20 protein-coding genes are annotated in these 21,013 nt (G+C 48.7%); 13 read left to right on the top strand and 7 right to left on the bottom strand.

Translation table 11 applies throughout. The features are described 5' to 3' along the window. Window positions 1-93: 93 nt before the first annotated feature. From proV to proX, 3 genes are all read left to right on the top strand, one after another. Window positions 94-1,293, top strand: coding sequence for a glycine betaine/L-proline ABC transporter ATP-binding protein ProV (gene proV, locus RSC70_RS06655; protein ID WP_063585562.1), 1,200 nt, complete (start codon window positions 94-96; stop codon window positions 1,291-1,293). Next, window positions 1,290-2,393, top strand: a complete 1,104-nt coding sequence (gene proW, locus RSC70_RS06650; protein ID WP_130934127.1) for a glycine betaine/L-proline ABC transporter permease ProW — start codon at window positions 1,290-1,292, stop codon at window positions 2,391-2,393. The genes proV and proW overlap by 4 nt, the downstream gene beginning before the upstream one ends. Window positions 2,394-2,604: 211 nt before the next feature. Continuing rightward, entirely contained in the window at window positions 2,605-3,603 is a 999-nt protein-coding gene (gene proX, locus RSC70_RS06645) for a glycine betaine/L-proline ABC transporter substrate-binding protein ProX (RefSeq protein ID WP_226930023.1), read from the top strand. Between the two features lie 51 nt (window positions 3,604-3,654). On the opposite strand, the gene RSC70_RS06640 is transcribed toward proX, so the two are convergent. Beyond that, on the bottom strand, window positions 3,655-4,713 hold the full coding sequence (locus RSC70_RS06640) for an FUSC family protein (protein WP_130934128.1): 1,059 nt from the start codon (window positions 4,711-4,713) through the stop codon (window positions 3,655-3,657). Between the two features lie 208 nt (window positions 4,714-4,921). Between RSC70_RS06640 and sbcB the strand changes: the two genes are divergently transcribed. Next, window positions 4,922-6,346, top strand: a complete 1,425-nt coding sequence (gene sbcB / locus RSC70_RS06635) for an exodeoxyribonuclease I (protein ID WP_332542137.1) — start codon at window positions 4,922-4,924, stop codon at window positions 6,344-6,346. Window positions 6,347-6,573: 227 nt separating this feature from the next. Beyond that, a complete protein-coding gene (gene rarD / locus RSC70_RS06630; protein WP_025800832.1) occupies window positions 6,574-7,500 on the top strand; it encodes an EamA family transporter RarD in 927 nt (308 codons plus the stop codon). 5 nt (window positions 7,501-7,505) lie between these two features. Here rarD and RSC70_RS06625 read toward each other — a convergent pair whose 3' ends face one another. From RSC70_RS06625 to RSC70_RS06600, 6 genes are all read right to left on the bottom strand, one after another. Beyond that, entirely contained in the window at window positions 7,506-7,835 is a 330-nt protein-coding gene (locus tag RSC70_RS06625; RefSeq protein WP_040045807.1) for a helix-turn-helix domain-containing protein, read from the bottom strand. After that, a complete protein-coding gene (locus tag RSC70_RS06620) occupies window positions 7,825-8,214 on the bottom strand; it encodes a type II toxin-antitoxin system RelE/ParE family toxin (RefSeq protein WP_332542081.1) in 390 nt (129 codons plus the stop codon). Before RSC70_RS06620 ends, RSC70_RS06625 begins: the two co-directional genes overlap by 11 nt. A gap of 164 nt (window positions 8,215-8,378) precedes the next feature. Beyond that, window positions 8,379-9,767 (bottom strand): APC family permease, encoded by a 1,389-nt coding sequence (locus RSC70_RS06615; RefSeq protein WP_332542080.1) that lies wholly within the window; start codon window positions 9,765-9,767, stop codon window positions 8,379-8,381. Then, on the bottom strand, window positions 9,757-9,975 hold the full coding sequence (locus RSC70_RS06610; protein ID WP_040045804.1) for a hypothetical protein: 219 nt from the start codon (window positions 9,973-9,975) through the stop codon (window positions 9,757-9,759). Before RSC70_RS06610 ends, RSC70_RS06615 begins: the two co-directional genes overlap by 11 nt. Window positions 9,976-10,241: 266 nt before the next feature. Then, window positions 10,242-11,564, bottom strand: a complete 1,323-nt coding sequence (gene gabT / locus RSC70_RS06605) for a 4-aminobutyrate--2-oxoglutarate transaminase (protein WP_304185705.1) — start codon at window positions 11,562-11,564, stop codon at window positions 10,242-10,244. Between the two features lie 190 nt (window positions 11,565-11,754). Next, the gene (locus RSC70_RS06600) at window positions 11,755-13,173 is read right to left on the bottom strand and encodes a glutamine synthetase family protein (protein ID WP_025800826.1); all 1,419 of its coding nucleotides are present in this window, start codon (window positions 13,171-13,173) and stop codon (window positions 11,755-11,757) included. Between the two features lie 216 nt (window positions 13,174-13,389). On the opposite strand from RSC70_RS06600, the gene puuD reads away from it, so the two are divergent. The 8 genes from puuD to RSC70_RS06560 all read left to right on the top strand — a co-directional run bounded on the left by puuD (window position 13,390) and on the right by RSC70_RS06560 (window position 20,860). Then, window positions 13,390-14,172: a gamma-glutamyl-gamma-aminobutyrate hydrolase gene (gene puuD / locus RSC70_RS06595; protein WP_040045802.1), complete on the top strand. Its 783-nt coding sequence runs from the start codon at window positions 13,390-13,392 to the stop codon at window positions 14,170-14,172. Between the two features lie 12 nt (window positions 14,173-14,184). Beyond that, complete coding sequence (puuR, locus tag RSC70_RS06590; protein ID WP_025800824.1) at window positions 14,185-14,742, top strand: HTH-type transcriptional regulator PuuR; 558 nt, start codon at window positions 14,185-14,187, stop codon at window positions 14,740-14,742. 91 nt (window positions 14,743-14,833) lie between these two features. Beyond that, window positions 14,834-16,330: an aldehyde dehydrogenase PuuC gene (gene puuC, locus RSC70_RS06585; protein WP_304185711.1), complete on the top strand. Its 1,497-nt coding sequence runs from the start codon at window positions 14,834-14,836 to the stop codon at window positions 16,328-16,330. A 5-nt stretch (window positions 16,331-16,335) separates the two neighbouring features. After that, complete coding sequence (locus tag RSC70_RS06580) at window positions 16,336-17,616, top strand: NAD(P)/FAD-dependent oxidoreductase (protein WP_332542079.1); 1,281 nt, start codon at window positions 16,336-16,338, stop codon at window positions 17,614-17,616. A 268-nt stretch (window positions 17,617-17,884) separates the two neighbouring features. Further along, on the top strand, window positions 17,885-18,148 hold the full coding sequence (locus RSC70_RS06575) for a hypothetical protein (protein ID WP_130934130.1): 264 nt from the start codon (window positions 17,885-17,887) through the stop codon (window positions 18,146-18,148). A gap of 251 nt (window positions 18,149-18,399) precedes the next feature. Continuing rightward, window positions 18,400-19,617, top strand: a complete 1,218-nt coding sequence (locus tag RSC70_RS06570; protein WP_193764722.1) for an MFS transporter — start codon at window positions 18,400-18,402, stop codon at window positions 19,615-19,617. A 143-nt stretch (window positions 19,618-19,760) separates the two neighbouring features. After that, window positions 19,761-20,168, top strand: a complete 408-nt coding sequence (locus RSC70_RS06565; protein WP_025800819.1) for a CidA/LrgA family protein — start codon at window positions 19,761-19,763, stop codon at window positions 20,166-20,168. Further along, the gene (locus RSC70_RS06560) at window positions 20,168-20,860 is read left to right on the top strand and encodes a CidB/LrgB family autolysis modulator (protein ID WP_193764717.1); all 693 of its coding nucleotides are present in this window, start codon (window positions 20,168-20,170) and stop codon (window positions 20,858-20,860) included. The genes RSC70_RS06565 and RSC70_RS06560 overlap by 1 nt, the downstream gene beginning before the upstream one ends. Window positions 20,861-21,013 lie beyond the last annotated feature (153 nt).

The raw sequence follows: 21,013 nt of genomic DNA, 5'->3' as shown, positions 1-21,013 counted from the left end.
GGTATTAAACGATTTCGCTCATAATATTTGGATTATTTGATTTAAATAATCTGTGAACTATTTCTCATTATATATAGGACACTCTATTATTGCATGACTATTAAAATAGAAATTAAGAACCTTTACAAAATATTCGGAGAACATCCCGACCGTGCATTTAAACTTATTGAATCAGGTCTGCATAAAGACCAAATATTTGAAAAAACAGGTCTGACCGTTGGCGTTAAAAATGCCAGTCTGGCCATTGAAGAAGGCGAGATATTTGTCATCATGGGACTCTCAGGTTCCGGCAAGTCCACCATGGTACGCCTTCTCAATCGTCTGATTAAACCGACCCGTGGCCAAGTCATGATTGACGGCGAAGATATTGCACAGGTCTCAGAAGAGAAACTGCGTAATATTCGTCGTAGTAAAATCAGCATGGTTTTTCAATCATTTGCACTTATGCCACATTTGAATGTGCTCGATAACACCGCCTTTGGGCTAGAGCTATCGGGTATGCCTCAGGCTGAGCGCCATCAGAAAGCACTCGATGCCTTACGTCAGGTTGGATTAGAAAATCACGCTAACTCTTATCCCGATGAATTATCCGGTGGTATGCGTCAGCGCGTTGGTTTAGCACGCGCCATGGCAATTAACCCTGATATTCTATTAATGGATGAAGCATTCTCAGCATTAGACCCTTTAATTCGTACTGAAATGCAGGATGAGTTAATTAGACTTCAGTCTCAACAACAAAGAACCATTGTATTTATTTCACATGATTTAGATGAAGCAATGCGTATTGGTGACCGCATCGCCATTATGCAAGGTGGTGAGGTAATACAGGTTGGAACGCCTGAAGAAATATTGAATAATCCGGCCAATGATTACGTTAAGACTTTCTTCAAAGGCGTTGATATTAGCCAAGTCTTTAGTGCAAAGGATATTGCTCGCCGTAGACATATTTCGTTGATTCGAAAAACACCGGGATTCGGGCCTCGTGCTGCACTAAAATTATTGCAGGATGAAGATCATGATTATGGTTATGTGGTAGAACGAGGCCAAAAATATATTGGCATCGTTTCAGTAGAATCATTAAAACAAGCGCTCTCTCAAGGTCAGTCTTTAGATTCTGCCCTGCTGTCAGCTCCCGAAGCCGTTGATGCAGATACCTCGCTCAACGAATTAATTTCGCAGGTTGCCCAATCACCTTGTGGTGTTCCGGTGACATCCGCTGACGGTATTTTTATCGGTATTATCAATAAAGGCACGCTACTACAAGCACTGGACAAAGAGGGCCCTAGCCAATGAGTGACGCAACGAGTAATCCATGGGCAACCGAACCCGCAGAATCAGCCGCCAGCGCATCATCCGCATCGCAAGGCGCAGACGCATGGTCTTCATCACCGGCCACGACTGATGCCGCAAGCAACCATGCAGCTCAAGGCAGCGATTGGCTCAGCAGCGCTCCCGCGCCCGAGCCAGAACACTTTAATCTGATGGATCCGTTCCATCATACCTGGGTGCCCTTCGATACGTGGGTCACGCATGGTATCGATTGGCTGGTCAGTCACGGCCGCCCTGTTTTTCAAGGCATTCGCATGCCGGTGGACTTCGTCCTCAGCGGATTTCAAAACATCTTGCTGGGCATGCCCGCGCCTATCGCGATTTTGGTCTTCGCCTTAATTGCATGGCAATGCGCCGGTTTTGGCATGGGGGCCGCGACCCTAATTGGCCTCATCGCCATCGGCGCGATTGGCGCTTGGTCGCAGGCAATGGTGACGCTTGCACTGGTGCTGACATCGCTATTTTTCTGCATGCTCATCGGCCTTCCTCTAGGGATTTGGCTGGCACGCAGTAAAGGCGCAGCCCGTGTGATTAGACCGTTGCTGGATGCCATGCAGACCACGCCAGCGTTCGTCTATTTGGTGCCTATCGTGATGCTGTTTGGTATCGGTAACGTGCCGGGCGTCGTCGTCACCATTATCTTTGCGCTGCCGCCGATTGTACGTTTAACCAGCTTGGGTATTCAGCAGGTTCCGGCGGATTTGATAGAGGCCGCTGAGTCCTTCGGTTCAAGCCCGCGCCAGATGCTGTTTAAAGTGCAGCTACCGCTGGCAATGCCCACCATTATGGCTGGTGTTAACCAGACTCTGATGCTAGCGCTGTCAATGGTGGTTATCGCCTCGATGATTGCCGTGGGTGGTTTAGGCCAGATGGTACTACGCGGTATCGGCCGACTCGATATGGGTCTGGCCTCCATTGGTGGGGTTGGTATCGTAATTCTCGCGATTATTCTCGACCGTTTAACCCAGTCCGTTGGCCGCGATCGTCGCAGCCGTGGTACGCAGGGTTGGTACATGACTGGCCCTATAGGTTTTGTCGCACGTATTTTTGTTAAGCGCGGTTAACACTTCTTAGCCTCCCTCTTGCAGGGGGAGGCGCATATCGAACTTCTATTCGGTTTTTTTCATCGTCTGAGAAGAGCGCGGATAGCCCTATTTCCCATCTATACCCTGCATAGCTGGCACTACGCCAAAAATATCAGGGATAAAACAAACAGGAATATTCATGACATCACAAACAAAACAACATAACCAAACTCAACAACGCATCGCTTCTATGCTTGCCGTCACTGCTTTGGCGTTCGGCACGCTTTCCATCTCCTTCTCCACTCAGGCAGCAGAATTGCCGGGCAAAGGCGTGTCTGTACAGCCAATTCAGAGCAGTATTGCCGAAGAGACTTTCCAGACCCAACTGGTGAGCAAGGCGCTAGCAAAACTAGGCTATGACGTTCAGCCAACCAAAGAAGTGGATTACAACGTAGCATACACTTCCGTTGCCGCCGGTGATGCCACCTTCCTCGCGGTGAATTGGGATCAGCTTCACTCTGATATGTACAACGGTGCCGGCGGTGATAAAAAATTCTACCGTGAAGGCCAGTACGTAACAGGGGCGGCGCAGGGATATTTGATCGATAAGAAAACCGCCGATCAGTATCACATCACCAATATTGAGCAGTTGAAAGATCCCAAAATTGCCAAGCTGTTTGATACCAACAACGACGGCAAAGCCGATTTAGCCGGTTGTACACCAGGCTGGGGATGTGAAGCTTCGATCAACTATCAGCTCAAAGCCTATGGTTTGAATGATACGGTTGAACATAATCAAGGCAACTATTCAGCGCTGATTGCCGACACCATGACACGCTTTAAAGAAGGCAAGCCGGTGTTTTACTACACATGGACGCCGTATTGGGTCAGTGACGTTCTCAAACCGGGACGTGATGTTGTTTGGTTACAGGTGCCGTTCTCAGCCTTACCAGGCAGCCTGAAAGATGTTGATACCAAGCTGCCAAACGGCGCTAACTACGGTTTCCCTGTTAACAATATGCAGATCGTAGCTAACAAAACCTTCGCCGAGAAAAACCCAGCGGCGGCAAAACTGTTTGCTGAAATGAAATTGCCAATTGCTGACGTCAATGCGCAAAACCTGCGTATGCATCAGGGTGAAAACTCAGAAGCGGATATTGAGCGCCATGTAAACGGCTGGATTAAAGCGCATCAGGCCACGTTTGATGGTTGGATCGATGCTGCGAAGCAGGCTGCAAATAAGTCATAACGTTACGCCATAACGTATAGTTATCCCCCCTATCAGGGGGGATAATCAAAATTACTTTCTTAACACCATACCGATCAAGTCTTTAAGCTCATCAAGCTGTTTCGCCAGTTCAATATTAAGCCAAACATAACCATAGATGGGTGCTTCAATATTTTCAGCTGCTTTGGCATTTTCCATTAAAGCTTTAAGCTCGCCGGACACCGAAACCATTTCAGGCAGATCGCTCAAATTCGCTTCGATGCTTCCACTGAGCAGTGCATTGGAAAGTGCATTCAGCGTATTAACCGACAGTTTCTGAAATTCACGCAGTTTTATCGCATTCAGCATGATGAAATGGCTTTCACGGGTTGCCCAATAAGCATCCGTTAAAAGCTCAAGCGTGGAAACCAAATTACGACTCATCACCTGAATGGCATCAAATACATCTTTATCGATGCGCGTTTCTCGCACACACGGTGAAATCAGCGTGCGTATTTTAACGAGTTCATTCAGGATTTGCTGGTGCTTATTGGTTAAATGAGGCCGCTCTAACACGTTTGGAGATATGTGGGCGCTGTAAAAACTGCTCATGTTTTTAAGCTCTTTGCTCATCATTAACCGCCAGTGGACAAATGCTTTTTGGGTGAATATCGACGTAAAAAGCAGGGCTAATAACGAACCAATAATCACATCGCCGCTTCGCCACAAGGCAGTATTCATATCACCGGGACCCGCACCACAAACCACGGCCAGCGTAATCCCGATCAAAAGCCCCATATAGGGCCGTTTTCCTAATGCCAGCACGCCGCACACAAACATGACGACCGCACACCACACCAGCATCAACGGCATGGAAAAGACTTCAAGATAGAGCGCAACCAACCCCGATGCAGCACCAAAAACCGTGCCCATAATACGTTGCAGCGCACGGGTAATCACGTTTCCCCAAAACGAAATCGGCCCCATCACCACCACCATCGTGATCAGCGGCCACGTGGCTTCGGGTACGTGCAATAAGCGAATCGCCAAGAAGGTGATGACAAACGCAATCGCCATACGGATACCGTGGATGGCTTTGTAGTGACCGTAAATCACATGTTCGAGGGGAGAAATTGCTCTATTGAGACGCACAGGGAATACCTTAAGGATAACAACGCATGAAAATACCTATCTTTGCTAAGTGTACTCAATATCGTAAAAAAAATTAAACAACAAACGCCGTTTAGCCAAACCAGATAAATAATTATGCGATGTTCTCCGCGTGTTTTGTCCCAGTCTTTGGGTTTCACCAATTTCGCGGTTACACTAGTCGCTACTTTGTTTTCTGATAAGAGATGTTATTTTGAGCAAGGCCGCGCCCACGTTCCTCATCCACGACTACGAAACCTTTGGTCAACATCCGGCATTAGATCGCCCTGCCCAGTTTGCTGGCGTGCGGACAGACGCTGATTTCAACATCATTGAAGAACCTTTGGTGATCTATTGTCGCCCTGCCGACGATTATCTTCCTCAGCCAGAAGCCGTCATGATCACAGGCATCACACCTCAGGTTGCGTTAGAGCGTGGCGTTAGCGAGGCCGAGTTTGCACGGCACATAAACCAGATGTTCAGCGTGCCCGGCACCTGCATAATGGGCTACAACAACATTCGTTTTGATGATGAAGTCAGCCGAAATATCTTTTATCGTAACTTTTATGATCCGTACGGATACAGCTGGCAAAACGGCAATTCACGCTGGGATTTGCTCGATGTTTTACGCACCTGCTACGCATTGCGCCCAGAAGGGATCAACTGGCCGGAAAACGATGAAGGTTTGCCAAGTTTTAAACTGGAGCATTTATCGAAAGCCAACGGTATCGAGCATGAAAATGCCCATGACGCGATGGCCGACGTTTACGCCACCATCGCGCTGGCTAAATTGGTTAAACAAGCACAGCCTAAGCTGTTTGATTACTTGTTCCAACTGAGAAATAAACACAAAGTTTCAGCGCTGATTGATATCGCCAACATGAAACCACTGGTGCATATTTCTGGCATGTTTGGCGCACTGCGTGGCAACACCAGCTTAGTCGCGCCGCTGGCATGGCATCCTGAAAATAAAAATGCAGTGATCATGTGCGATCTGGCTGGAGATATGTCTCCACTATTGGATCTGGATACCGATGCCCTGCGCGAGCGGCTCTATACTCGCCGCAGCGAACTTGGCACAGCGTCTCCTGTTCCCCTCAAACTTGTGCATATCAACAAGTGTCCAGTGCTGGCACCTGATCAGACGCTACGCCCCGAGAATGCCGAACGATTAGGGCTCGATCGTCAGCATTGTATGGATAATTTACAGCTGCTACGTAGCCATCCTGAGCTACGAGACAAAGTAGTGGCGGTGTTTGCCGAAGCCGAGCCTTTTAAAGCATCAGAAGACGTTGACGCCCAGCTGTATGACGGCTTCTTTAGCGATGCAGACCGAACGGCAATGCAAATTATTAGAGAAACCCTGCCGCAGAATCTTCCGGCCCTCGACCTTACGTTTAACGATAAACGCGTTTTACCTTTGCTGTTCCGCTATCGCGCACGTAACTTCCCAGCTACGCTTACCGATGATGAACAGCGTCGCTGGCAGCTACATCGCCAAGCAGCACTAACGCCTGAACGTGTTCAAACTTATATTCATCAATTGGAAGAGCTGTATAACCGCCATGAAGAAAATCCCGAGAAATTGGCCCAGCTTAAAGAACTGTATGAATATGCAAAGCAGTTAGTCGGTTAACATTCATAAGATTTATCATTGAGGGTGAGCTACATCACCCTCGGTTTTCTTACCAACGGTTAAAGTAGGTAGCGAAGGCGTATTTTCTTTATTTTACAATATACATACCCAAAATAATTCGGGTTGCATTGAGGCGAGCCAGCCAGTGCTTAGGGTGAGTAAGCGCGACCAACAAAATGCAGTTTGAAGTATGGCGGTATAGATTTCATACAAAACAGGTCGTAAATATGTGGCTGAAAAACGGGCCAGTCTTGGCCGTTCTCGCGTTTATTTTGTGGGGCATTACACCGCTTTTTTATAAAATGCTGCCAGATGCCAACGTGCTTGAGTTGCTGGCGCAACGCCTGTTTTGGTCTATTCCTCTGCTGCTTCTGCTACGTCTGTTATTTAAAAACCGAACGACGTGGCAGCAGGTTTGGCAAGATAAACGCTCTCTGTTCTGCTGCCTATTAGGCGGCCTGATCATGAGCGTCTCATGGACAACGTTTATCTATGCGCTCACCCATAATCTGGTGCTTGATGCCAGCCTTGGCTATTTCACCAATCCACTGTTTTCTATCGCGTTAGGCGTTATTTTTCTCCACGACAAACTCAGCCGCTTTCAGCGCATCGCCGTGGTGCTCGCCATCACGGGTTTGGTCTATCAGGTCATTTTGTTAGGCCACGTTCCACTTCTCGCTTTGGCAATGGGCAGCACGTTTGCATTCTATGGGTTAGTGCGTAAATTTATTCGCTACGACATCATGACCGCATTAACGTTAGAAACACTGTGGATGCTGCCGCTAGCGATTGCGATTACCTTTTGGCTGCATGCCACCGGCGGCAGTATTCTGGCGGGCTCCGGCACAAAAACCTATATCCTGTATGCCCTAACTGCACCGGTCACCTTCGCACCTCTGCTGCTGTTTGCCGCAGCGATTAAACGCACTTCGCTGACGGTAATTGGCCTTGCACAGTATGTTGAGCCGTCTCTTCAATTCTTACTGGCGGTGCTCGCCTTCGGCGAGCCGATCAATATGCCGAAAATGATTAGCTTCTCTCTCATCTGGCTCGGGTTGGCGTTTTGCGTCTACGAATTATTCCAGCAGCACTGGCGCTATCGCCATTTAGCTACCGATATGGTGCGCGGCAAAAGAAACCATCCGGGGCATTAAGTCACTTAACTCACTGATACGGTTAAGTGCCCACGGGTTGTTTTAAGGCGCGGTTTTTTAACCTGAATGTTAATTTGGCCGCCCAAACACATCAGGCATGACAACATTTTAAATTCGCTAATGCCGCGAAACTGCCCACGCAGTAAATTAGACAGTTTTGGCTGAGTCATCCCAAGCATCACAGCGGCTTCGGTTTGAGAAAGGCCTCGTTCCTGTAGCAGCTCAGCAATAATGGCCGCCAACTGTGCCTTTACCTGCATCTCTTCGGCGTTAGCATACTGAAGATCTTCATAGACGCTATCGCCACCGGCTTCGATCTCGAGGTTATTTTTCATAGTGATTTTCCTTTGCATGTTGTTGAGCCGCTTTTAAACGTTCTTTGACCTTTTCCATATCGGTCTGCGGTGTCGAAATCCCAGAAGATGACTTCTTTTGAAACGCATGCAACACATAAACTGCGTGCTTGAATTGAATGCAGTAAACAGCGCGATACGTTCCACATCCATCATCATCGACAATCTCTAATACCCCCGCGTCATGAAACCCCTTTAATGGCTTTGCCTGTGGGTGCTTCCGTCCGATTTGAGCAAGATACAATGCATAACCCATCGTATCTTTCACCTGATCCGGCAATTGCTGTAGATCTTTTTTACACCCCGAAATCCAAAAAATAGGTCTGCGATAAAGCCTTACCATTCGTTCAATTATATCCATTTAGGTATAAAACTCCATGTTATTTTGCTGCTTAAATGACCTTTTTATTGAGGGGGGAAAACTAGCATGGCGATAAAGAGATGTCAGAGCATAAGCAGAGGATTGGAAAGAGCTTCGCAAAAAATTCGGGGAGCTTTCGCTCCCCGACATAACTATTTAGATCTTTATTCCGCCTGCGGTTGGCTTTCAAACTGCGGCGGTGGTTTACGGAAGCGGCGGGTGAGGAACACCAGATAGCCAAATCCCAGTGCGGCCCAAATCAGCCCCATGGTTAGCGAGCTTTTCTCCAGATTCAGCCACAGCACGGCAACCGTTAGTGCACCAATCATCGGCAAAATAAGGAAGTGGAAACGATCCTTCCAGGTTTTATTACGCCCTTCACGCACATAGAAGTGGCTAATCACCGAGATATTCACAAACGTGAACGCCACCAGCGCACCAAAGTTTATCAGCGCGGTCGCCGTCACCAGATCAAACGAGATAGCTGACAGAGCAACCATCCCCACCATCACCACATTCAGCGCTGGCGTACGCCATTTTGGATGCACGTAGCCAAAGATCTTTTCAGGGAACACGTTGTCGCGCCCCATGACATACAGCAAGCGCGAAACACTCGCGTGCGATGCCAAACCCGAGGCCAGCGTATTCACAAACGTGGTACACAGGAAGATCGATTGGAACAGTTTTCCACCCACGTAAAGAGCTATTTCTGGCAGCGCCTCATCCGGCTGTTTAAACCTTGAGATATCAGGGAAAAACAGCTGAATAAAGAACGATACCGAGATAAAGATAATGCCACCGTACAGCGCGGTGAGAAATATCGCCCTTGGGATCGTTTTCGCTGCATCTTTGGTTTCTTCAGACAGCGTCGTTACCGCATCAAAACCTAGGAATGAGAAGCACACGATGGTAGCGCCAGTGATAATCGGCAGCAAATGCGCATTCTCGCTAACGAATGGTTGAAGGCTCCATACCTTGCCAACCCCCTCGCCTTTATGCAGACCTTGCACAACTAAAAAGATAAACACCACGATGATTGAGATCTGCACCAAAACAAAAACGGTATTGAAATTGGCTACCAAACTCACGCTTTTCAAGTTCGCCGCGGTCATGATCGCCACAAAACCGACCACCCAAATCCACTGGGGAACCTCTGGGAACATCGCCGTGAGATAGATTTTCGCCAACAGCACGTTAATCATCGGCAGGAAAAGATAGTCCAGCAACGATGACCACCCCACCAAAAAGCCGACATGCGGGTTAATCGCTTTTTGTGCATAGGTATAGGCCGAACCCGCGGTCGGGAACTGGCGCACCAGTTTGCCATAGCTTATCGCCGTAAATAACACGCCGGCCAAAGCAAAAAGATACGACATTGGCACATGACCATTGCTGATACCCGACACAATGCCAAAGGTATCAAACACGGTCATCGGCGTCAGATAAGCCAAGCCCATCATGACAATCTGCCAAAGCTTTAATGATTTGCGTAATTGGGGCTTGCCCGCTTCATGCGCGGCAGCCTGACCAACAGGAGGAGTGCTAATCGCCATGACGGTTTCCCCCTTTGTCCTCTGCTGGTAACAAATTAACGTCATTCAGAGAGGCCGCGGGGAAACGTCGTATTAGGCGGCGGGATAATCGGCTACAGATATAGGTTTGTTCATTTAGCAAAGCGCCAATAAAACAGTGAGCTGGCCCGTATTCGCTGCGGCTCAGGCGTTCGCCCAAGCGCGGCGGATAAACATAAACATGCACCATCGTTATATCCTCTAGACGTATCCCGATACGTCATCATAGTAAACCGCTACCGCCTGAACGCTCCGTGGTCCGGTAGTGGAAAACAGCCGCGAGAACTACTTTTGCTCTGGCTATTGCGCGAATCTTCCGACCGCGCTCTGTATTTGGAGCCTGTGCCGTGCAAGCATGGACAGGCTCATCGTTTGTTCACGTGCGCAGACCCAAAGTCATTACGCCATAGTGATAAAAAAAAGATAACCGGCAGTAAACTACCGGTTATCTTTATGTCATGCATTTTGCACTGTTTTTGCCACAACAGAAAGTGCTGAAGCCAACTTTTCCATACCTTCTTTTATAACTTCTTTTTCAGCCGTTAACGGTGCTAAGAATCGAATGACATTACCACGCACGCCGCAGGAGAGCAGAATCAGCCCTTGCTTACCGGACTCTTTCACCAACGCAGAAGTTATCGCCTTATTGGGTTTAGTGGCGTCGCGGTTTTCCACCAGCTCCATCGCCACCATCGCGCCAACGGCACGAATATCACCGATACAATCAAAGCGTTCTGCCAACGCATGTAACTCGGTCGTAATCTGTTCGCCAACCTGCTGCGCTTTTTGGTTCAGTTGTTCTTCTTTAATCAAATCTGTGACTGCCAGCGCCGCGGCGATAGCCACCGGAGAACCTGCGTAAGTGCCGCCTAAACCGCCCGGCAACGCTTTTTCCATCAGGCGTTTTTTACCCACCAGCGCAGACAGCGGGAAACCGCCCGCCAAGCTTTTCGCCATGGTGATCAGATCGGGTTCAACGCCGGTATGTTCGATAGCAAAGGTTTTACCCGTACGGCAGAAGCCGCTCTGGATTTCATCCGCAATGAAAACAATGCCGTGCTGGTCGCAAATTTCACGTAACGATTTCAAGAAACCAGCAGGAGCGGCATAAAAACCACCTTCGCCTTGTACCGGTTCAATAATGATTGCGGCGACTTCGCTCGGCGCAATGTCCGCTGCAAAAATGGAATCAAGCGCATCTAACGCGTGCTGCTCCGTGATGCCCAAGTAGGAAGACGGATATGGCGCATGATAAATGCCGGATGGGAACGGGCCGTACCCCTGTTTATACGGAGCAACTTTTCCGGTCAGCGCCATCCCCATTAAAGTACGTCCGTGGAAACCACCGCGGAACGCAATCACTCCACTGCGCCCGGTGGCGATACGCGCTACTTTCACGGCGTTTTCAACCGCTTCAGCACCCGTGGTTAGCAGCAGCGTTTGCGTGGCTTCTTTAATCGGCACCAACGCATTCAAACGCTCAGCCAGCTCAACATATTCTGGATAAGGTGTGACTTGGAAGCATGGGTGTGTGAAGCGCGTCAGCTGTTCTTGAACGGCAGCGATTACTTTTGGGTGGTTATGGCCGGTATTCAGCACGGCAATCCCTGCGGCAAAGTCAATATAACGATTGCCTTCAATGTCCCACAGCTCTGCATTGCGCGCTTTATGAATGAACGCTGGCAGTAATGTTGACACTCCGCCCGCCACAGCCTCTTCACGGCGCTTCTGCCATGACTGATTAGAGGCATTCCCGGACAGATTTTGATTCTCAGACATGATGTACTCCGTAATTGAATTTGAATTTCAAATTTCGAACCCCACCCCAACCCTCCCCTTATCAGGGGAGGGAGCACTCCGTGTAAACACGCTGTTTCTGCAAAAATGCGCATTTTCAGCCCCTCCCCCTGACAAGGGGGAGGTTGGGAGGGGGTCTTGCAGTACCTTTCAATTTGAAAGATAAAGGGTATTAGGCGTTCTTCAACATCCAGTCGATTTCAGTGTCAGTCACCATACGTTCAAACTGAATAAGTTCATCGGTTTTACAGGCGTGGTAAACATGGCTGAAACGCTCTCCGAGCAGCGAGCGCAGCGCTTGCTGTTCTTCAAATTCATACAGAGCATCGCTTTGGCGGATTGGGAATGGCAGACCGTCCTGCTCAATGCCGTTACCGGTGATAGGTTCTGCCAGCGTAAGCGTGTTGTCTAAACCGTGCAGAATGCCCGCAAGCACCGTTGCCATCACCAGATACGGGTTGGCATCAGCGCCAGCAACACGATATTCAACACGGTGGCTGTCGCGGTCACCACATGGAATGCGTAATGCAACGGTGCGGTTATTGTGGCCCCAAGATGCCTGAGTCGGCACATACATGCCCGGCTGGAAGCGGCGGAACGCATTGACGTTCGGCGCTAACAACGCCATAGATGCGGGCATCAGCTCCATCATACCCGCGAGTGCTTTCTTCAATAATGCCGAGTCTTCACCATCATCATCAGCAAAAACGTTTTGGCCTTTACTGTCGAGCATACTGATATGGATATGCATACCGCTGCCCGCATACTCTTCATAAGGCTTCGCCATAAAGGTGGCGTGCATGTCGTGATTCTCAGCCACCATGCGTACTAGTCTCTTTAACGAAAGCGCGTGGTCGCAGGCCAGTAAGACGTTATCGGTGTGGTTCAGGTTAACTTCGAACTGTCCTGGAGACGCTTCGGCTACCGCACCATCGGCTGGGATTTGTTGTAATTTAGCCAGTTCATCAATATCGCTTAACACATCGGCAAAATGATTCAGGTTATCGACTGAATAGACCTGACTTTGGGTATTTCGCTCCTGAGTGCCGGGGGCACAGGGAGGCTGAAGATATCCTTCGGCGTCGCGTTGTCGATCGATGAGATAGAACTCCAGCTCTACCGCTACCACGGGGAATAATCCGCGCTGGCGTAGTTGCTGCCAGACATTATTCAGTACGTTACGTGGCTCAACGTCAAAGGGAGTACCATCTTCATCCAGCATGGTCAGAAGAACCTGACCGATAAATTCTGGGTCAGCCGCCGATGGCGTTAACGATCCCAGTACCGGAATACAGGTACGATCGGGCTCTCCGAGCTCTTGGCCTAATCCGGCCTCTTCAACCACGTTGCCCAAAATATCCATCGCAAACACCGACGCGGGGAAATAGCAGCCTTTCTCAAGCTTTTTCAGCCCAGCAACAGGAATGCGCTTTCCACGGAAGCAACCATTAAGGTCGGTAAGGAGTACATCGACGTGCTGCGTGGAGGGATAGCGTTCCAAGTAATTTTTTACTTCGCGTTGGAACGCGCTACTTCGTCTCTCTTCACTGTGCTGAACAAAGTTTTCAACTTCTACGATATTGGTTTGCATGATTCACCCGCCATTGATTGAAGACCGTGGATCTGACCGTTTGGACTGCTCGATATAATGTCCACAATTGAAATGTAGATGCAAACAAAATGTTTCGCAAGTGTTGCAATTAGTTTGAATATTACGCTTACCACTGCTAGATTGAGAAAATATTGAACGGAAAAGCGCTGTATGGAAGCAATGTGTTCATAATTTAGACCAAGCGGAGAGGGTGGTATGGGCAATATATTTAACAGGCCGGTGATTGGCGTTGTCATGTGTAGGAACAGGGTGCACGGGCACCTAACGCAGACCTTGCAAGAAAAGTACCTAAATGCCGTATTGAATGCGGGCGGACTTCCGGTGGCCTTGCCACATGCGCTGTCTGAACCTGAACTGTTGGAATCGCTTCTCCCCCATCTGGACGGCATTATGCTGCCGGGCAGCCCAAGCAATGTGCAGCCGCACCTATATGGTGAAAACGGCGATGAGCCTGACGCCGATCCTGGGCGTGATAGTTTGAGTATGGCGCTGATTAGCCTCGCACTCGAAAGGCGCATTCCCCTTTTCGCCATCTGCCGTGGGTTACAGGAAATGGTGGTGGCAACCGGTGGCACGCTCTATCGCCGCCTCTATGAACAGCCGGAGTTACTGGAACATCGCGAAGATCCAGAACTTCCGCTGGAGCAACAATATGCCCCCTCTCATGAAGTGCTGGTACAGGCAGGGGGTTTGCTTTCACAATTAGTACCGGGTTGCAACAAGTTCTGGGTTAACTCATTGCATGGTCAAGGTGCCAAAACGCTGGGGCCACGACTGCGCATCGAAGCCAAGGCATCCGATGGTTTAGTGGAAGCGGTTAGCGTTCACGATCACCCATTCGCCTTGGGCGTGCAGTGGCATCCTGAATGGAATAGCGATGAATACGCCCTATCCCGCTTGTTGTTTGAAGGTTTTATCACCGCTTGTCAGAAAGCCAGTGCTGAAAAAAACAGCCAGCCTGATAAGAACTATCAATAAGGAAATATGCATATGAGCGATGTCAGCTTGGCGCCAGGAAAACGCCTGTCACATATCCGTCAACAATTGGGATTGTCGCAGCGCAGGGCAGCTGAACTGTCTGGATTAACGCACAGTGCTATTAGCACCATCGAACAAGATAAAGTCAGCCCAGCCATTAGCACCTTGCAAAAACTGCTCAAGGTCTATGGGTTGTCACTGTCGGAGTTTTTTGCCGAACAGGAAAAACCAGATGAACCACAGGTTGTGATTAACGCCGAAGACTTGATCGAAATTGGCAGCCAAGGGGTTTCCATGAAGCTCATTCATAACGGTAACCCAAACCGCACGCTGGCCATGATGATTGAAACTTATGAACCCGGCACCACAACCGGTGAACGCATAAAACATCAGGGTGAAGAGATAGGCACCTTGTTGGAAGGGGAAGTGATGCTGACGGTCAACGGTCAGATTTATCACCTAGAAGCCGGACAAAGTTATGCCATTAACACCGGCATTCCTCATAGCTTCAGCAATACGTCGGCGCGTATATGTCGAATTATCAGCGCCCATACACCCACAACATTCTGACGCCTATGTCGAGATATAGATAAAACCCGACGCCGTTGGCATTGCCGTTCATGCCCTGCAATGCCATGTCGAAGGGAATTAAGGGGAACGCATGGACTTTCACGATTTGCAGTACTGGCAGCAACGGGCTCGCGCCCTAGAGATTGAGAACCGACTGTTTATTAATGGCCGTTATCAGCAGGCCGCCGATGGCGCACAGTTTGCCGTGGAAGATCCGGCGGGTCAGCGTGAGCTGGTTCGCGTCGCTCAGGGAGATGAGCACGATGTGAATCAGGCCGTTAGCGCAGCGCGTGAAGTTTTTGAGCGTGGGGATTGGTCACGCTCCCCTCCTTCAAAACGCAAAGCAACGCTGATGAAGCTGGCTGATTTAATGGAACAGCATCACGAGGAGCTGGCGCTGCTGGAAACACTGGATACCGGCAAGCCTATTCGCCACAGCCTACGTGATGATATTCCCGGCGCCATTCGCTCTCTGCGTTGGTACGCCGAAGCCATTGATAAAGTGTATGGCGAAATTGCCCCAACGGCTCAAGACGCCCTTGCGTTAATCGAACGTGAACCCGTTGGGGTTGTCGCCGCCATCGTTCCTTGGAACTTCCCTCTGCTGTTAGCCTGCTGGAAACTCGGGCCAGCCTTAGCCGCGGGTAACAGCGTTATTTTAAAACCGTCTGAGAAGTCACCGCTGACCGCCCTACGGGTCGCTGGTTTAGCTAAAGAGGCCGGTTTGCCCGATGGCGTACTCAGCGTGATCTCAGGTTTTGGCCAAGGAGCCGGACAAGCTCTCTCCCGCCATCCTGACGTCGATGTTCTCACGTTTACCGGCTCCACACGAACCGCCAAACAACTTTTAAAAGACGCGGGTGATTCCAATATGAAACGCGTCTGGCTCGAAGCCGGCGGCAAAAGCGCCAATATTGTTTTTGCCGACTGCCCCGATCTGCAAAAAGCAGCGGCCAATGCGGCGGCGGGAATTTTCTATAACCAAGGCCAAGTGTGCATCGCAGGCACGCGTTTGCTGGTGGAAGAAAGTATCAAAGACGAGTTCCTCTCTATTTTGCGCGAGCAGGCTCAGGCCTTCAGACCGGGTAATCCACTCGATCCTGACACCGTGATGGGCACGCTGATTGATGCCGATCACTGCGAAAAGGTGAATGAATATATTGCGGTAGGACTGGCTGAAGGCGCGAATCTGTATCTCGATGGCCGCGATCACCCACAGGGTGAGCATGGCAGCTACCTCGGCCCCACCATTTTTACCGAAGTTCGCAGCTCAATGCGCATTGCACGTGAAGAGATCTTTGGCCCAGTGCTTGCTGTCACCACGTTCACCACCGAACAGGAAGCGCTCACGTTGGCAAACGACAGTGATTATGGCCTAGGTGCAGCTATCTGGACTCGTGATTTGTCTAAAGCTCATCGTATGTCGCGCCGCCTGAAAGCGGGTTCGGTATTCGTTAATAACTACAACGATGGCGATATGACCGTGCCATTTGGTGGCTATAAGCAGAGCGGCAACGGGCGCGATAAATCACTGCACGCCCTAGAAAAATTCACCGAATTGAAAACTATCTGGATCTCGCTGGAGTAAATATCATGACTGAACATGTAAATAGCTATTATGCCGCCAGCGCGAATCCACACGCGCCTTATCCGCAGCTGACCGAATCTGTTCAATGCGACGTGTGTATCGTCGGCGGTGGTTATACCGGCCTTTCTTCCGCGCTACATCTCGTTGAAGCGGGCTATGACGTTGTTTTATTAGAATCAGCTCGTATTGGCTTTGGTGCCAGTGGACGTAACGGTGGCCAGTTGGTCAACTCCTACAGCCGCGATATTGACGTCATTGAACAGCGCTACGGCATGGACACCGCCAAAATGCTGGGCAGCATGATGTTTGAGGGTGCAGAAATTATTCGCCAGCGTATCAAACGCTACGCCATCGACTGTGATTACAAGCCCGGCGGCATTTTCGCTGCGCTCAACAACAAGCAATACCACACGCTCATCGAACAAAAAGCCCACTGGGAACGCTATGGCAATACCCAGCTTGAGCTTTTAGATTCAGACCGCGTACGTGAAGAGATCGCCTCCGATCGCTACGTAGGGGGATTGTTGGATCACAGCGGTGGTCATATTCACCCTCTCAATTTAGCGCTGGGTGAAGCAGAAGCGATCCGCATGCAAGGTGGACGCATCTTCGAGCAATCTCCGGTCGTCAAAATTAAGCATGGCACGCCGGCCACGGTGATCACTGAAAAAGGTCAAGTACAGGCGAAATACGTCATTGTGGCGGGGAACGCCTATCTGGGAAATAAAGTTGAACCGGAATTAGCGCGCCGTAGCATGCCGTGTGGCACTCAAATCGTGACCACTGAGCCTTTGCAAGCCGACGTGGCAGCCTCATTAATTCCGAAAGACTACTGCGTGGAAGATTGTAACTATCTTTTAGACTACTACCGTGTCACCGGTGATAACCGTTTATTGTATGGCGGCGGCGTAGTTTACGGTGCACGTGACCCTGACGACATTGATAATCTCATCGTGCCAAAACTGCTGAAAACTTTCCCACAATTGAAAGGTGTGAAAATTGATTATCGCTGGACAGGCAATTTCTTGCTGACCCTATCGCGCATGCCGCAGTTTGGTCGACTGGAGAATAACATTTACTACATGCAAGGCTACAGTGGACATGGCGTGACCTGTACCCATCTGGCTGGGAAGCTGATTTCAGAGGTACTACGTGGTGACGCTGAGCGCTTTGATGCCTTTGCTAAACTTCCTCACCTTCCCTTCTTTGGCGGACGAAATTTACAAATTCCATTCACCGCCATCGGCGCCGCCTATTATACAATCCGCGATCGCTTAGGCGTGTAATTATTTCGTTACCCACACAAATACAAGAGTCTTATAGGCTCTTGTATTTCCCCATTAAACATATTTCATCATCATTAATACCGCCCCTAAAACGTCTAAACTATTTCCCTCACAGTTTTCTTTAACCTTCATTTCATTTGTTAATTTAAACGTTTTTATTACAACCTGACACTATTAAAATGTAAATAATGAAAATAGCGCTGGCATTTAAGCGCTTAAAAAAACAAAATATAAAACTGCATTTATATACTTAAAAGAGAGGAATATTATGCAGTTAATATATAATTATGATGAATATTACAAATGGATTATTGGCTCTTTTTTTTATGATTTTGACGCTAACTCAGAACCTTTAGTCGATGAAAGTGAATTACTTGATTTTGCTAATAAATCACAGCCAGAAAGCTACCCATGTTTGGTTTACATCGCGGTAAATAGCCCATTAGAGCCGTTTCCATCCATAAAGTTTATCTATAGAAAGCAGCTCGATGCATGGTCTGAACAAGCTAGACTCGTTGCCGAGCACCCATAAGCCACATAGAAAACAATGGTAATGGATTGCCATTGAATTTCTTACAAACGCTTATTTTTCCCTTCAGTATTTTCTTTACGATTTCTGGTTTATGGCAGTCATTGATCGCTAAACGAGTCATTAATTATAAATAACTTGCTGAATTTATTGTTTAGACTACCCGACTCTGTTTTTTCTAATACAATCAGTAGTTATCGTTCATTTCCTTTACCATGCGTCAACTACATAGAGTAAGACATCAATATATGAGGCTGAAAGGATTCCCACCACTAATTACCCTACTGTTGATGTCGTCACTCATATTAACCATAGGGCGCGCCATTACACTGCCTTTTATTACTATCTATATGACCGAGCACTTTCATCTTGAGCCTGAGAGTGTGGGGCTGGTCTTAGGTGTTAGCCTGGCGCTAGGCATTATTGCAAGCTTTTACGGTGGCTATCTGGTTGATAAATTTGATAAACATCGATTAATGATTATCAGCATTGCTCTATTTACTCTAACGTTTTGCATTATGCCATGGCTTAACGACGTGCTCTGGATGGTGCCCGTGTTGGCGCTATTGCACGCCGCTTATTCTATTTTTAGCATTGCCATTAAAGCCTGCTTTGCCGAATGGTTACCGGTGAGTGAGCGCATTCGCGGCTTTTCGATGAATTATACGTTAGTGAATGTTGGCTGGGCCGCAGGCCCTGCGCTCGGCGTTTTCGCGGCGTCGTTCTATCCCATGCTACCGTTTTTTCTCTCTGGCCTGCTGGCCTTTCTCGTTGGACTCACCCTTTGGCTGCGCCTAGACAGCTACGGGCTTCCGCCAGCGAACGGTGATGCGGTATTTACCGAGCAGCGACTTACTTTTCGTGCCACCTTTAAAGTCTTAAGCCACGACCGCCGGCTAATCTTTTTTACGCTCGGCAGCACCATGGGCGCAGTGGTTGCAGGGCAATTCACCGGCTACTTATCCCAGTATTTAATCACCGTCAGCAACGCGCAGTTTGCTTATCAGGTGATTGGCTCAGTGATGACGGTAAACGCAACCGTCGTCATCGGCTTGCAGTATTTGCTCAGCCGCAACATGAATAAAGAAAATCTTTTGCGCTGGCTAATACTTGGCACCCTCTTTTTCTGTCTAGGCCTCATCGGGTTTGCATTAGCTGAACGCTCCATTCCTATCTGGATGGTCGCCATGGCAATCTTCACCCTCGGTGAAGTCATCGTGATACCGGTTGAATACCTGTTTATTGATTTTATTGCGCCAGCGCATTTGAAAGGCAGTTACTACGGGGTGCAAAACTTGGCTAATTTAGGCGGTGCAGTGAACCCCATACTGTGCGGTTTTTTGCTCTCTTTCACCCCGCCGACTACGCTTTTCTACGTACTGGTCGCTATATCACTTTTTGGTCTAGTATTTTTCTGGTACGGCTATAGACTGTCGGGCGCATCTAACCACGCTTCCGAAGATCTCATCTGATACGGGCTCCTACCTAATGAGCTCCTAACTGAAAACCTTCACAAACGGCATAATTGCGATAACTTGTTTTCATGATGTGATCGGTAGCACATTTCTGATTTTAATTGTATGATGAATGCGTTTTCTTTCTTAGGTATTCACTGATGTCAAAAGCATTTTCAGTTTGCTGGCAGTATTTGAGAGCTTTCATATTAATTTACCTGTGTTTGTTTGCAGGGAATGCCATCTCAACGCTGCTGCCAATCACAATTCCAGGTAGCATTATTGGCATGCTGATCTTATTTGCCCTGCTGGCATCACAAATCATGCCGGCAAAATGGGTAAAACCCGGTTGTAATATTCTCATTCGTTACATGGCGCTGTTGTTTGTCCCTATCGGCGTTGGCGTGATGCAGTACTACGACGTATTGACCAAACAGTTTGGGCCTATCGTCGTATCATGCCTAATCAGTACTTTGATTATTATGGTTGTCGTTGCTTATAGCTCTCATATGGTGCATCGCGAACGTATCATCGGTGAGGCTACCGACGGCAGCGAGGAGAAAAAATAATGGCTTATATTTGGTGGTCGTTACCACTCACGCTGTTAGTCTTTTTTGGGGCGCGCCGTATTGCCCAAAAGCTAAACATGCCGTTATTGAATCCGTTGCTTGTATCAATGGTAATTATTATTCCATTGCTATTGCTGCTCAAAATTCCTTATGAGCATTATTTTGCAGGCAGCTCAACGCTGAACAGTTTGCTACAGCCTGCCGTGGTGGCATTGGCATTCCCACTGTATGAGCAGATCCACCAGATCCGCGCACGCTGGAAATCCATCATCACTATCTGTTTTATCGGCAGCGCTACCGCCATGATTTCAGGCACAGCGATTGCTCTGTGGATGGGTGCATCGCCAGAAATCGCAGCCTCGGTGATGCCGAAATCAGTGACCACGCCAATTGCAATGGCCGTTGCACAGTCGATTGGTGGTATTCCTGCAATCAGTGCGGTATGCGTTATTTTCGTTGGGATTCTGGGGGCTGTATTTGGCCATACTCTGTTGAACCTGATGAAAATCACCACCAAAGCCTCACGCGGTTTGGCGATGGGTACCGCTTCGCATGCCCTTGGCACCGCACGCTGCGCCGAGATGGATTTTCAGGAAGGCGCATTCAGCTCGCTGGCTCTGGTTATCTGCGGGATTATTACTTCGTTGCTAGCGCCATTCCTCTTCCCTGTACTGTTGCACTTATTTAGCTAATATCACTGTTGCCTCCCCTACATGGGGAGGCAAAAAAGAAACAAAACTCACAAAAACCCGCGATACATCTCACACTTCTTTCATTCGTTACATTAATTACATCAAAATAGTGATAATAATCACATAATAATGCCAATCGGTTGCCTAGAATAC

This window comes from Hafnia sp. (assembly GCF_036648275.1).
Taxonomy (GTDB): Bacteria; Pseudomonadota; Gammaproteobacteria; order Enterobacterales; family Enterobacteriaceae; genus Hafnia; species Hafnia alvei.
Note: the sequence above shows the minus strand (reverse complement) of the source record. Positions and strands in the feature narration are given on the sequence as shown.

Coding starts and splice junctions, on each gene's coding strand:
- proV (WP_063585562.1), top strand. CDS start 94: ATGACTATTAAAATAGAAATTAAGAACCTTTACAAAATATTCGGAGAA.
- proW (WP_130934127.1), top strand. CDS start 1,290: ATGAGTGACGCAACGAGTAATCCATGGGCAACCGAACCCGCAGAATCA.
- proX (WP_226930023.1), top strand. CDS start 2,605: ATGCTTGCCGTCACTGCTTTGGCGTTCGGCACGCTTTCCATCTCCTTC.
- rarD (WP_025800832.1), top strand. CDS start 6,574: ATGTGGCTGAAAAACGGGCCAGTCTTGGCCGTTCTCGCGTTTATTTTG.
- RSC70_RS06625 (WP_040045807.1), bottom strand. CDS start 7,835: ATGAAAAATAACCTCGAGATCGAAGCCGGTGGCGATAGCGTCTATGAA.
- RSC70_RS06620 (WP_332542081.1), bottom strand. CDS start 8,214: ATGGATATAATTGAACGAATGGTAAGGCTTTATCGCAGACCTATTTTT.
- RSC70_RS06615 (WP_332542080.1), bottom strand. CDS start 9,767: ATGGCGATTAGCACTCCTCCTGTTGGTCAGGCTGCCGCGCATGAAGCG.
- RSC70_RS06610 (WP_040045804.1), bottom strand. CDS start 9,975: ATGGTGCATGTTTATGTTTATCCGCCGCGCTTGGGCGAACGCCTGAGC.
- gabT (WP_304185705.1), bottom strand. CDS start 11,564: ATGTCTGAGAATCAAAATCTGTCCGGGAATGCCTCTAATCAGTCATGG.
- RSC70_RS06600 (WP_025800826.1), bottom strand. CDS start 13,173: ATGCAAACCAATATCGTAGAAGTTGAAAACTTTGTTCAGCACAGTGAA.
- puuD (WP_040045802.1), top strand. CDS start 13,390: ATGGGCAATATATTTAACAGGCCGGTGATTGGCGTTGTCATGTGTAGG.
- puuR (WP_025800824.1), top strand. CDS start 14,185: ATGAGCGATGTCAGCTTGGCGCCAGGAAAACGCCTGTCACATATCCGT.
- puuC (WP_304185711.1), top strand. CDS start 14,834: ATGGACTTTCACGATTTGCAGTACTGGCAGCAACGGGCTCGCGCCCTA.
- RSC70_RS06580 (WP_332542079.1), top strand. CDS start 16,336: ATGACTGAACATGTAAATAGCTATTATGCCGCCAGCGCGAATCCACAC.
- RSC70_RS06575 (WP_130934130.1), top strand. CDS start 17,885: ATGCAGTTAATATATAATTATGATGAATATTACAAATGGATTATTGGC.
- RSC70_RS06565 (WP_025800819.1), top strand. CDS start 19,761: ATGTCAAAAGCATTTTCAGTTTGCTGGCAGTATTTGAGAGCTTTCATA.
- RSC70_RS06560 (WP_193764717.1), top strand. CDS start 20,168: ATGGCTTATATTTGGTGGTCGTTACCACTCACGCTGTTAGTCTTTTTT.